Raw genomic sequence first — 10,998 nt, 5'->3', positions numbered from 1 at the left:
GTTCCAGCACCGCCCATTGCGCGTCCGTCAGATCTCCACGTGCCACAAACCAAGATCATCCCATGTTCAAGATCCACTTTTGACACACGCCCTAGTGGTCGGGGGCACCGGCGACCCGATTACCCCCTACCCCGGCGCCGGCCACATGGCCCGCGCCCTGGGCGACGGTGTCGGCGTGCTCCTGACGGCTGAGGAGGAGGGCCACGGCACATACCCGCAGAACCGCTGCGCCACGGAGACGGTCGACCGTTACCTCCGCACGGGCCGCACCCCGGCTCCGGGAACGGTGTGCCGGGGCAGCATGTCCTGAGGCCCGTACGGATCCACCGGGTGGCCGTCAGCACACCGGTTCGCTCGCAGGGGCCCCGGGCGTGCACCACCACACCGCCCGGTCCGAGACCGCCTTCGGATGGGTGCCGGGGATGCAGGTGCTGCGTGAGGATGACACGTTGAAGGTCACCCGGCTCGACCGGCTCTCTCGCTCCGTGCTGCACCTGGTGACCACGGCACGGACCTGCGCGAGCGCGGGATCGGAGGACTGCACGTCATCGAGCAGGGCATCGACACGTCCACGATGGAGGGGAGGGCGATGTTCGGGATGCTGTCTGCACTCGCCGAGCTCCAGCGCGAGCTGATCGTGGCGAACACCAACGACGCGCTCGCCTCCGTACGGGCCCGCGGCCGGGTCGGCGGACGCCGGCACAAGCTCACCAAGGATCAGGCCACGCTCGCTCAACGGCTCGACGACGCGCGGGAGAAGACCGTCCAGCAGATCGCCGACATGTGACAACTGGACACATGCTCACCCACCCCAGGCGCACGGGTGCGCGGGGACCGGGGCACACCCCACACCTCCGCCTGACCGGCGCACCTCGCACAGCAAGAGTCGTAAATATTCCGGACGGTGTTCGGGTTGAATCGCGGAACATGGCCCCTACCGGCCACCCATTGCCTTTCATCCGTCTGCGGGCGTGTGCCGAAAGTGTGTGCGACGTCGGACGGGCCGTAGTACTCCTAGGCACAAACACAGGTTCCTTCTCGTTTGGAGTCATCCATGGCCGTTCGCCGTGTCGTGCCCAACATCCAGTCGCATGCCGCCCAGGAGAGCCGGGAGTTCTACGGCCTGCTGGGCTTTGAGGAGGTCATGAACCACGGCTGGATCATGACGCTCGCCTCCCCGTCCAGCCCGGCAGCGCAGATCAGCGTCATGACCAGCGACAAGACCGTGCCTGTCGCCCCCCACATGAGCGTCGAAGTGGACGACGTGGATGCGGCTTACGCGGTCATACGAGAGAGCGGTGCGGAGATCATTCACCCCTTGCAGGACGAGGCGTGGGGGGTGCGGCGCTTCTTCGTTCGCGACCCCAGCGGACTGGTGGTCAACGTGCTGGGCCACCGCTGACAGCCCTTCCCGCCCCCCTGGTGAAAGTCTTGGTCACAGCCGCTCGTTGATGGCCGCGACCAGGACGGCTGCTTCGTAGCGGGCGGCGAGTTTCTCGTAGCGCGTGGCCACTGCCCGGTGTCTCTTGAGTCGTTTGATCCTGCACTCGACCGCATGGCGCTCGCGGTAGTCGGCCGGGTCGAAGCGCGGAGGCCGGCCGCCGCGGGAGCCGAGCTTCTGACGGTTGCGTGCCTGGTCGGCCTTGTCCGGGATGGTGCATCGGATCCTGCGGCGGCGCAGGTAGGCGCGGTTCTTGCGGGAGGCGTACGCCCTGTCCGCCCGCACGCGATCGGGGCGAACGCGTGGCCGGCCCGGCCCGAGGCGGGGCACGCGAACCTTTCGCGATCGACCGCAGCCAGCCCGTCAACCCTGTGCTGGAACGGTGCGGTGCCGCTCGGATAATCCCGGCACCTGCTCGACGAACGTCCTGCGGGAACAGCTCTTCCGGTCACAGAAGTACCGGCGCACCCGCAGCCGGACTACGACCCGGCGGGATCCCAACGGTCTTTCATTCAGGGTGCGTTGGTACGTGCTGTGTATGCGCCTCGCCTGTTTCCGGCAGTCCGGGCACCGGCCCGGGCGTGCGGTGAACACCGCCTCCACCAGAAGGGCGTCGGAGGAGTCGCTGACGCGGACCACTCGCAGGTCGATCCCGGGAAACAGCACAGCCTCGACCGTCTTGCTCGCCACGGCAGACAGTACGCTGGCGAAACGATCCCGCGTTCCTGCCGCTGACCTGGGGATTCACGGAACTGCGGCCAGAGCCGTTTTCACGAATCGCCATCATCGCCGCTCGCCAGGTCCACGACCGCAAGCTGGCACGCACGCCAACGGCCCCGGCTCCCGGGAAGAACCAAAGGGCAAGGGCCATCTGTGACACAGACGGCGACTGAAATGCCCCAAACGCTCAGTCATCGGCCGGAGACCCCACCCGGGCGGACATGGGAGGTAAGGGACCTGAGCAGGATCTGAAGGAAGAACGACACAAGGCGCCGGAACGTTACAGCACCAAAGCGCAACCACCCGTTCCTGCCCTCGCCCACAGGCGGGCAGGGGGCCACCGCCATGCCCAGCGCCAGTCCGCCCCCAGACACCCCCGGCTTAACCCGGACGTCCAGTCGCTTCAGTCACTGCCAGAACAACAGCCAACCATGCCTTCGTGGCCGACTCTCCCGAGCCCTGGCACAACCTGCCCGGCACAGCCAGCACCCGGCGCAAGCAGACGCTCATACATGACGATTCACCGCACCCATCAGACCAAGCAGTAGCCTCTCATCCGACGCCTGCCACATCTCACTTCGATGCCCCCAGCGTCATCATCCACTCGCAGAAGACTCTTCCTTCCGGGGGATCAGAGGCGACCCCTCTCATCCCCCCTCCCCCGCCGGAGGCTCGTACCCCATCCCCTCTCTCACGGCATAAACGTGAAGAGGGCACGGGCCTCTGGCCTCATAACAACATGCGTCCCCCTCAGCCGCCATACCCTCCGGGATCCGCCCCGGCCCGACAGGCAACACGTCCTGTCAGATGCCGCCTGCGGGCCCAGGGTGGCCCCCTCGGATGCCCACCACCGAGCCACCGGAAAACACACGACAGCGGAACAAGGCCAACAGCACGGTGCGCCGCACACTGCGAAACAGCACCCCCAGCCGAAGCCATACAAGGCCCCCCACCGTCGGTCCAATGGGCAGAAGGGGAAGAACGGCCCGGCCGAAGCGGCCGGGCCGTCCAGGCGGCGTGAACAATCTCGGAGTCGACCACACCGCCTTCCGCGCCAGCCCTCTCGCGTCGAGGCCGACACGGCCGTCAATGGCAAAGAGACATCCAGTCAGACACCTCCCCCATCAGAGCCCACAGCGAGGCCAGCCGTGACGCCACAAGCAGCCAACGGCGGTAATCCAGAGCGACGCAGCCATTCCCGGCACGGTGGACGGACAGGCGGCAGGGACTTTCGGTGGTGGCGGTAGTAGGCGGCCCGGCACACACCGAGTGCGGCACACTCCTTGACCCGACCGACCACGCCCGTCAGATCCTCCAGAGCCCGGGCTCGGGCGTCCTCGAAGACCGTGCCCGCCACCGGATCCCGGCCCTCCGTGGCCGTGTCCGTGTCCGTGTCCGTGTCGGACGGGATGATCACTTCCTCTCGCCGCTCTTCGCAGCGCTGTCCGTGGCGAGCCGGTCGAGCAGGGCGGAGAGTTTTCCCTATACCTCGATGACGGTGCGGGCCTTGCCCAGCTCGGTCTCCAGCCGGGCGTTCTCGGCCCTGAGCCGGGCGATCTCCTTGTCCCGCGGGTCGCCCTTCGGCCGCCCCGCCGGCGCGGCGAGCGCCGCCTTCGCCGCCTGGTCGCGTTGCTCCCGCCAGCTCGAGATCAGCGACGAGTACAGGCCCTCCCGGCGCAGCAGGACTCCCTTGCCCCGCCGGTCGAGCGTGGTATGGACACCTGCCACGCCCTCTAGGGATGCTGATGTGGAGCGTCGCCGCGATATCGGCGTTCGCCTTCCCTTCCCCCACGGCGAGGGCAACGTCGTGTCCCCGTTCGTTCGGCCTGCTGAGGAGGTCGCGGGCCCGCTCACGCCGGTCTTCCTGCCCGGACTGTGCCACACGTTGGATGAGCTGCCGGGTCACGGCGGGTGTGAGGTGCCGAGACACCCTGCTCAACTTGACGACACCCTTCAACGCAATGGGCAACCGGGCCGTGTGTCGCCCTGGGGCATGGGCCATGACCGTGCGGCCGTCTCATCGCTTGAGAAAGTTCGAAAATCTGCGTGCGGAACGCGCTTGTCGTGTGTCCAAGGATTACCAGCTACTCGCCGACAGAGCAGAAACGGAGCCTGCCCGCTTTCACGAGACCATGACCCATTGCTTGGCTTTATGTCCCTGCAGTCGACGCGCCGTCTATGGCGCGCCAGGAGGATCTCCACCCATGCAACCCCTCATCGACAATGCCCGCACCTTCGGACAGCGCCCTGAGGAGTTCACCAGACTCGCCGAAGGCCAGTCCCCGCAGGTGCTGTTCATCACCTGCTCCGATTCCCGGGTCGTCCCGGCGCTGATCACGGGCGCCCGCCCCGGCGAGCTCTTCGAGTTACGCACGGCGGGCAACATCGTCCCGCCGCAGACCTCGCAGTATCCCACCAGCGAGGCCGCCACCATCGAATACGCCGTTGAGGTGCTCGGTATCAGCGACATTGTCGTCTGTGGCCACTCCCACTGCGGTGCGGTCGGCGCGCTGGTGCGCGGCGACGACCTCGATACCGTACCGGCCGTTCGTGATTGGCTGGCGCATGCGGCCGAGGGTCCCCAGGCTTCGGACCCGGGCGACCCGGCCGTCGCCGAGGCGGTGCAGAACCACGCCCTGACCCAGTTGCTTCGGTTGCGTTCCTACCCGTGCGTCGCGGAGCGGCTGGCGGCCGGCCGACTGCGTTTGCGCTGCTGGTACTACGAGGTTCACAGCGGCGCCGTATACGAACGCCGTGCGGGTACCGACTCCTTCGAGGCTCTGTGAGGACCGGTATGACCAGATTTCCTTATCTGCGACAGGACTTCACCGCGTCTTTGGTGGTGTTCCTGGTGGCGCTTCCGCTGTGCGTGGGTGTGGCTGTGGCCTCCGGAGTGCCGGCCGAACTCGGACTGGTGACTGGCATCGTGGGCGGCCTCGTGACCGGTCTGCTGCCGGGCAGCAGCCTGCAGGTGTCCGGTCCCGAGGCCGGGATGGCCGTGCTCGTCTTTGAGGCGGTGGACGAGTTTGGACTCCCCGCACTGGGCGTGATCGTGTTGGGCGCGGGCGTGGTGCAGCTCGTCATGGGTGCGCTGCGGCTGGGCCGGTGGTTCCGGGCGATATCCGTCTCCGTTGTCCAGGGCATGCTCGCCGGCCTCGGCTTGGTGATCATCATCGGACAGCTGTACATGGCGGCCGGGCTGAAGGCCCCCGCCTCTGGCATCGACAAGATTCTCGGCTTGCCCAGGGCGGCTGTCGACGTGCTCGGCAGCACCGGGGCGCTCGCCTCGCTCGCTGTGGGCGCGGGGGCCATCGCGGTCGTCGTGCTGTGGAAGAAGCTTCCGAAGAAGATCCGGATCGTGCCGGGCTCGCTCGCGGCGATTCTCCTTGCCGCGTTGGCCACGCACGCCTTCGGCCTGCCCGTGGCGACGGTCCAGGTACATGGCTTGCAGGGCGCCATTCAGACGCCGGGCACCGACTCCCTGGCCGCACTGGGGAACGCGGCCATCCTGGGCCCGATCCTCGCCTTCGCCCTGATCGCCTCTGCTGCGAGCCTGTTCGGCGCTGCCGCTGTGGACCAACTGCACGACGGGCCGCGCACCGACTACGACAAGGAACTCATGGCACAGGGCGCGGGCAACGTCGTCTGCGGTCTGGTCGGTGCCCTGCCGATGAACGCGGTCGTCGTGCGCAGCGCCGCCAATGCCCAGGCGGGCGCGAAGACAAAGGCGTCCCGCGTGCTGCAGGCCGTATGGCTGCTGCTGTTCGCCGTCCTGCTGCCCTCGGCACTGGCCCTGGTCCCGCTGCCGGCGCTCGCCGGCATCCTGGTCCACTCGGGCTGGAGGCTGATTCCCTTCCGGGAGGTCGTCTCCATGTGGCGCGCGCACCGTGGCGAGGGACTCATCCTCGTCGTGACGGCCGCGTCGATCGTCACGCTGAACATGTTCGAAGGAGTGGTCATCGGTTTGGCTCTGTCGGTCGTCAAGACCGCCTGGGAGGCCTCGCACATGAAGACGGAGGTCATCGACAAGGGCGTCGCTCCTATCGAGGTCTACCTGTCTGGCAACGCGACCTTCCTGAAGCTGCCCAAGATCCTCGACACCCTGGAGGCCCTTCCCCAGGACCGGCCGGTCGTGCTGAACCTGTCGGGACTGCACCACCTCGACCACGCCTGCCGTACGGCGCTGCAGAACTGGGCCGAGCGGCACGGCACGGCCGATACCGAACCGGTGAAGGTGTTGGCGGCCTGAACAGTCAGCCGGAGCGCGCGGGACAGTCTTGGGAAGGCTGTCCCGCGCTCTTGCGCCCGCGCGTCATGACCACGCGGCGTTCCGAGTGGTGTCGAGTGCACCGGATCCTGCGGGGCAGCCCTGACAGGTCAGCGGAGGGCATCGAGGTGACCGAGGTCAACCAGCCGGACAAGGCCGCCCGGCGGCGCCACGGCAAGACCGACGCCGTCGACGCCGAAGCCGTCCGCCACCGAGGGTGACGCCGGCCAGGCCGATGGTAGGGCAGCGGCCCAGCGGCAGCCCGGCACCGGCGGCGGCCAGCGCCAGATGGGCCTGCATGCCCTTGACCCCGGCGCCGAACAGCGCCCGCCCACCGCCCACGGTGGCGGCGTTGAGGGAACTGACATCGAGCACGAGCCCGGGGCCGGTGGAGTATCCGGCGTAGCTGTGGCCGCCGGATCGCAGCGCCAGTGGCATGCGGCCTTCCCGTGCGAAGTTCATGCACTCCACGACGTCCTGGACGTCAGCTGGGTAGGCGATGGCCTGTGGGCGGATGTGGTCGAAGCGTTGGTTGACCAGCAGCCGGGCCTGTTCGTAGGCGGCCTGCTCCGGCCTCAGCAGTGCGCCGCTCATCCTCGACTGAGGCGCCGACCAGTTCGTACCGGTCGTGCCGGGCGCGCGGGTGGGCCGGGGGACGTGGGGGGCGGGCACATGGGCGCGGGTGAGGGCGGCCAGGGTGTGGATGTCGGTGAGTACCGGGTAGTCGAAGGGCAGGGGCCGCGGGCCGACCTGGTCGGGGACCGAGGTGAATCCTCCGTCGTCGTCCTGGTGGTCGAGGAGGTAGGCGACGGCCCGGCTGACCGGGAGCAGGCCGCGTGGCGTGCCAGGACGGGGACGGCCTGGGCGGTGGACAGGACGTCGCGTTCGAGCACTGTCTTCCGGCCAAGCGCGGGCTGTAGGAGGTGCACTACGACCCCTATGACCTTTCCCGCGTCTTCGTCCGCACCACCGGCGGTTGGATCACCGCACCGTGGGTGCTGGTGAACGCGCCCTTCGCTGACTTCACCTGGAACCGCGTATTCCTTGAGGGTGTGTAGGCCGACCGGACTACGGGCCCGATTTCTTCTCTGCGCCAATCACCATGGTGCCTTCGGCCAGTCATGGAACGCACTCCGGCGGGTCCATGCCATGCCTGGTTTGCGGTACCTGCAATCAGGGGACTGTAGAGCGCCCTATCCCAGACTGGACGAAAGGATCCGCTCATGGGCTTATCCGGCAGACAGAAGCTAGCGAATTTATTCATCCCGCTTGTTTTGCTGATGGCTGCGTTTATGGTGCCCTTCCAGGCACAACCAGCCCGTGCCGATGACGGAATGACCAACATTCTCGACCAGAAGTACGGGCTCTTCGTGCACCTCGTGCCCGGCCTCACGGTGAACTCCGGCGGAGCGACCGTCTCCGAGCCCAACATGCAGGCGAACGGCTTCGACGCCGAACGGTTCGCCAACGAACTGGCCTCCGCCAAGGTGCAGTACGTCATCTTCACCGCCTGGCACTCCAGGATGGTCACCCTGTGGCCGAGCCAGAAGATGCTGGACTGGGGACTGCCGGACCATCGAGTCAATCGCGACCTGATCGGCGACATGATCACCGCGGTCAAGGCCAAGGGCATCCACGTCTACCTCTACACCCACCCCCGCGACGGCATGGAATTCAGCGCCGCGGACAAACAGAAGACCGGCTGGGGCATCCAGCCCCCGCCGCCCGACAAGGGCTGGGACCCCGGGTCGGACTTCGACCGGCCCAGATGGAACGCCTTCATCGACGACATCTACCGGGAGATGATGCAGCGCTACGGCGACCGCGTCGACGGCCTATTCCTGGACGAGGGAAGCCCCGCCGCGGACAGCGGCAGGGTGGTCGACTACCCCCAACTGCGCAGCACGATCAAGGCCGTCAGCCCGCACGCGGTCCTCATCCAGAACAACCACGGCTCCCTGTACGGCATGGACAAGGGCATGAAGGAGTACTACGGCTGGGAGGAGTTCGCCCAGCCAGACGGGAACCTGTGGCCCGGCCAGACCCAGCCCGTCGGCGCGATCTTCACCGAAACGTGGTGGGCCCAGCGGCCGACCAGCACCCTGCGCTACTCCCCGGCAAGCATGTTCCGCTACACCGTGCTTCAGGCTGCCACCAACAGCGACGGCGGCGGCATTGCCTGGGGCACCGGCCCCTACGCCGACGGCGGCTGGGAACCCGGAGTCATGGCGACACTGCATCAGATCGGCACCTGGATCGACCCGGTCAAGCAATCGATCTTCGGCACCAGACCCAGCACGTCCTATCCCACCGACGCCGGTACCCGCATCGCCGACCTGCCCTGGGGCGTGGCAACCAAGTCACCCGACGACGCAACCGAGTACATCCATGTGCTCAACCCCCCGGCCGGCAGGACCGTCACTCTTCCGCTGCCCCGGGACGGCAAGGTCTTCGGGTCCGCCTCCCTGGTCAAGGACGGCACACCCGTGGCGCTCAGCCAGGACACCAAAGGCGTGAGACTCACCCTCCCGGGATCCTGGGATGCCAACGACACCGCGATCAAACTGACCGTCTCCAGCCACTCCGGCCCCGTCGCCCTCTACCGGTGCTTCAACGGCGGTGACCACATGGAGACCACCGACCCGGGCTGCGAGTCACCTCGCTATGCCAGGGACGGTGTCACCGGCTACGTCTATCCCACCCAGGTCCCAGGCACGGTCCCGCTCTACCGGTGCTTCAACGGGGGTGACCACATGGAGACCACCGACCCGGGCTGCGAGTCACCTCGTTACGCCAGGGACGGTGTCACCGGCTACGTCTACACCTCTCAGGTTCCAGGTGCCGTACCGCTCTACCGGTGTTTCAATGGCGGCGAGCACATGGAAACCACCGACCCCAACTGCGAATCCCCCAGCTACGCCAGTGACGGCCCCATCGGCTACGTCATCGCCGGCACCGTGCCGCTCTACCGGTGTTACAGCCCCAGCGGCGGGGACCACATGGAGACGACCGACACTCGTTGCGAAGCCTCCCGCTACGGCAAGGACCATGTCCTGGGCTACGTCCACTCCGCTCAGGTCGCGGGCACGGTCCCGCTCTACCGGTGCTTCAACGGGGGTGACCACATGGAGACCACCGATCCGGGCTGCGAAATCTCCCACCTACGCGAGAGACCATGCCACTGGCTAAACCCCTGACAGTACCGTTGGGGTCGGCCCCGCAAGCGCCGTCTTCGGGGGCGCCCCTGAGATCGTTTAGGGATCGATTCCGCATGCCGACCGACATATCGATGAGCCGTCCCGGAACGCCCACGACGACCCTCGGCGGAACGCCTGCGCGGCGGACCCATGACGACGCCCCCGATACCGCGGCCCTGTTCGCCCAGCTGGCGCACCTGGACGACGGTCCGGAGCGGGACGCCGTGCGCGACGAACTCGTGGGCGCCTGGCTGCCCATGGCGCACCGGATCGCCTCCCGTTTCCGCGACCGCGGCGAGTCGATCGAGGACCTGCGGCAGGTGGCGGCTTTGGGACTGGTCAAGGCGGTCGACCGGTTCGACCCCTCCCGCGGCGCCTTCGAGAGCTACGCCGTGCCGACCATCACCGGGGAGGTCAAGCGGCACTTCCGGGACCGCATGTGGGCCCTGAGGGTGCCCCGCCGGATGCAGGAACTGCGCAACCGCGTTCGGATGGCCCGCCGGGAGCTCGCTCAGAATCCGGGCAGCCCCGAACCGAGCGTGGCCGCCATCGCCACCCACACTGGCCTCGCCGAGGACGAGGTCGCAGCGGGTATGGAAGCGCTGGAGAGTTTCAGCGCCCTGTCCCTGGACGCCGAACTGACCACCGGCGACGACGGCTACAGCCTCGCCGACACGGTGGCCGCGGCCGACGGCTCCTACGACCTCGTAGTCGGCCGCGAGGCCGCAAAGGCGGGGCTGCGCCGCCTGCCCGACCGGGAACGAGCCATCCTCTACATGCGGTTTTTCGAAGACATGACGCAGAGCCGCATCGCTGACAAGCTCGGCATCTCGCAGATGCACGTCTCCCGGCTGATCAGCCGCAGCTGCGCCCGCGTCCGCGACGAAGCCCTCGCGCAGCGGACCGGCGGCCGCCGGGCGGCTTGAGAACGACTGGCCACGCTTCAAGGAGCGTTCCCGGGATGCTGACGCCCCTCCCGGCCACCCTGCGCCGAGGTGTGAAGGACGCCCGGTCACAGCTCGTCCAGGAGGCACTGTCCGAAGCCGCTGCTCCCAGGCCCCGGCTGCACGATCTCGCCTACGCCCTGTGCGACTGGGCCGGTACATGCGAGGTCATCCAGGCTCTGGAAAGAGCATGCTTCTGTCTCGCCATCCAGGCAGTCCGGCCCACTACGACACGACCACCGAGCCGGCCTCACCGAAGAGCTGGCTGCATAGGAAGGTCTCCACGTTCGGAGGGGATTGACAGTCCCCGCAGGTAGCAGTCGCTCTTGGCCCGCTGGTCCTTGCGCGGCGCCGAGGCGAACACGTCAGCCACGTATCACGCCAACCTGGCCCGTACACGGCTCACTTCGTGTGCGTCCACACATCCAA

General features: G+C 67.6%; 12 protein-coding genes and 3 pseudogenes. 10 read left to right on the top strand and 5 right to left on the bottom strand.

What is annotated here, in order from left to right; all coding sequences use genetic code 11:
• Positions 1 to 16: 16 nt before the first annotated feature.
• From ACZ7HQ_RS42170 to ACZ7HQ_RS42160, 3 genes are all read left to right on the top strand, one after another.
• On the top strand, positions 17 to 310 hold the full coding sequence (locus tag ACZ7HQ_RS42170) for an alpha/beta hydrolase (RefSeq protein WP_471002033.1): 294 nt from the start codon (positions 17 to 19) through the stop codon (positions 308 to 310).
• Positions 311 to 574: 264 nt separating this feature from the next.
• Positions 575 to 787 carry a recombinase family protein gene (locus ACZ7HQ_RS42165; RefSeq protein WP_471002024.1) on the top strand — a complete coding sequence of 71 codons (213 nt, stop codon included), beginning with the start codon at positions 575 to 577 and terminating at the stop codon, positions 785 to 787.
• A gap of 267 nt (positions 788 to 1,054) precedes the next feature.
• Entirely contained in the window at positions 1,055 to 1,402 is a 348-nt protein-coding gene (locus ACZ7HQ_RS42160) for a VOC family protein (protein WP_471002021.1), read from the top strand.
• 33 nt (positions 1,403 to 1,435) lie between these two features.
• Here the strand turns inward: ACZ7HQ_RS42160 and ACZ7HQ_RS42155 are convergent.
• The 3 genes and pseudogenes from ACZ7HQ_RS42155 to ACZ7HQ_RS42145 form a co-directional block, all read right to left on the bottom strand.
• A pseudogene (locus ACZ7HQ_RS42155) lies at positions 1,436 to 1,780 on the bottom strand (transposase); the annotation flags it as partial.
• 24 nt (positions 1,781 to 1,804) lie between these two features.
• Positions 1,805 to 2,035 (bottom strand): transposase family protein, encoded by a 231-nt coding sequence (locus tag ACZ7HQ_RS42150; RefSeq protein ID WP_471002030.1) that lies wholly within the window; start codon positions 2,033 to 2,035, stop codon positions 1,805 to 1,807.
• 1,608 nt (positions 2,036 to 3,643) lie between these two features.
• Positions 3,644 to 3,889: a hypothetical protein gene (locus ACZ7HQ_RS42145; RefSeq protein WP_471002019.1), complete on the bottom strand. Its 246-nt coding sequence runs from the start codon at positions 3,887 to 3,889 to the stop codon at positions 3,644 to 3,646.
• A gap of 476 nt (positions 3,890 to 4,365) precedes the next feature.
• Here ACZ7HQ_RS42145 and ACZ7HQ_RS42140 point away from each other — a divergent pair, with 476 nt between their 5' ends.
• From ACZ7HQ_RS42140 to ACZ7HQ_RS42130, 3 genes and pseudogenes are all read left to right on the top strand, one after another.
• The gene (locus tag ACZ7HQ_RS42140; protein WP_471002016.1) at positions 4,366 to 4,947 is read left to right on the top strand and encodes a carbonic anhydrase; all 582 of its coding nucleotides are present in this window, start codon (positions 4,366 to 4,368) and stop codon (positions 4,945 to 4,947) included.
• 8 nt (positions 4,948 to 4,955) lie between these two features.
• Positions 4,956 to 6,410, top strand: coding sequence for a SulP family inorganic anion transporter (locus ACZ7HQ_RS42135; RefSeq protein ID WP_471002013.1), 1,455 nt, complete (start codon positions 4,956 to 4,958; stop codon positions 6,408 to 6,410).
• Between the two features lie 84 nt (positions 6,411 to 6,494).
• Positions 6,495 to 6,631 (top strand): annotated as a pseudogene (locus ACZ7HQ_RS42130) (IS110 family transposase); the annotation flags it as partial.
• On the opposite strand, the gene ACZ7HQ_RS42125 reads toward ACZ7HQ_RS42130, so the two are convergent.
• Complete coding sequence (locus ACZ7HQ_RS42125) at positions 6,567 to 7,022, bottom strand: FAD-binding protein (RefSeq protein WP_471002010.1); 456 nt, start codon at positions 7,020 to 7,022, stop codon at positions 6,567 to 6,569. The pseudogene ACZ7HQ_RS42130 and the gene ACZ7HQ_RS42125 sit on opposite strands and share 65 nt — an antisense overlap.
• A gap of 329 nt (positions 7,023 to 7,351) precedes the next feature.
• Between ACZ7HQ_RS42125 and ACZ7HQ_RS42120 the strand changes: the two genes are divergently transcribed.
• The 4 genes from ACZ7HQ_RS42120 to ACZ7HQ_RS42105 all read left to right on the top strand — a co-directional run bounded on the left by ACZ7HQ_RS42120 (position 7,352) and on the right by ACZ7HQ_RS42105 (position 10,886).
• Positions 7,352 to 7,486, top strand: coding sequence for a hypothetical protein (locus ACZ7HQ_RS42120; protein WP_471002008.1), 135 nt, complete (start codon positions 7,352 to 7,354; stop codon positions 7,484 to 7,486).
• A 276-nt stretch (positions 7,487 to 7,762) separates the two neighbouring features.
• Positions 7,763 to 9,625: an alpha-L-fucosidase gene (locus ACZ7HQ_RS42115; protein WP_471002005.1), complete on the top strand. Its 1,863-nt coding sequence runs from the start codon at positions 7,763 to 7,765 to the stop codon at positions 9,623 to 9,625.
• 74 nt (positions 9,626 to 9,699) lie between these two features.
• A complete protein-coding gene (locus tag ACZ7HQ_RS42110; RefSeq protein WP_471002003.1) occupies positions 9,700 to 10,551 on the top strand; it encodes a SigB/SigF/SigG family RNA polymerase sigma factor in 852 nt (283 codons plus the stop codon).
• A gap of 35 nt (positions 10,552 to 10,586) precedes the next feature.
• On the top strand, positions 10,587 to 10,886 hold the full coding sequence (locus tag ACZ7HQ_RS42105) for a DUF5133 domain-containing protein (protein ID WP_471002000.1): 300 nt from the start codon (positions 10,587 to 10,589) through the stop codon (positions 10,884 to 10,886).
• Here the strand turns inward: ACZ7HQ_RS42105 and ACZ7HQ_RS42100 are convergent.
• Positions 10,826 to 10,990: pseudogene (locus ACZ7HQ_RS42100) on the bottom strand (IS701 family transposase); the annotation flags it as partial. The gene ACZ7HQ_RS42105 and the pseudogene ACZ7HQ_RS42100 overlap by 61 nt on opposite strands.
• Positions 10,991 to 10,998 lie beyond the last annotated feature (8 nt).

Source organism: Streptomyces sp. NPDC037290 (assembly GCF_055603245.1).
Note: the sequence above shows the minus strand (reverse complement) of the source record. Positions and strands in the feature narration are given on the sequence as shown.

Coding starts and splice junctions, on each gene's coding strand:
- ACZ7HQ_RS42165 (WP_471002024.1), top strand. CDS start 575: ATGGAGGGGAGGGCGATGTTCGGGATGCTGTCTGCACTCGCCGAGCTC.
- ACZ7HQ_RS42140 (WP_471002016.1), top strand. CDS start 4,366: ATGCAACCCCTCATCGACAATGCCCGCACCTTCGGACAGCGCCCTGAG.
- ACZ7HQ_RS42125 (WP_471002010.1), bottom strand. CDS start 7,022: ATGAGCGGCGCACTGCTGAGGCCGGAGCAGGCCGCCTACGAACAGGCC.
- ACZ7HQ_RS42115 (WP_471002005.1), top strand. CDS start 7,763: ATGACCAACATTCTCGACCAGAAGTACGGGCTCTTCGTGCACCTCGTG.
- ACZ7HQ_RS42105 (WP_471002000.1), top strand. CDS start 10,587: ATGCTGACGCCCCTCCCGGCCACCCTGCGCCGAGGTGTGAAGGACGCC.
- ACZ7HQ_RS42160 (WP_471002021.1), top strand. CDS start 1,055: ATGGCCGTTCGCCGTGTCGTGCCCAACATCCAGTCGCATGCCGCCCAG.
- ACZ7HQ_RS42110 (WP_471002003.1), top strand. CDS start 9,700: ATGCCGACCGACATATCGATGAGCCGTCCCGGAACGCCCACGACGACC.
- ACZ7HQ_RS42135 (WP_471002013.1), top strand. CDS start 4,956: ATGACCAGATTTCCTTATCTGCGACAGGACTTCACCGCGTCTTTGGTG.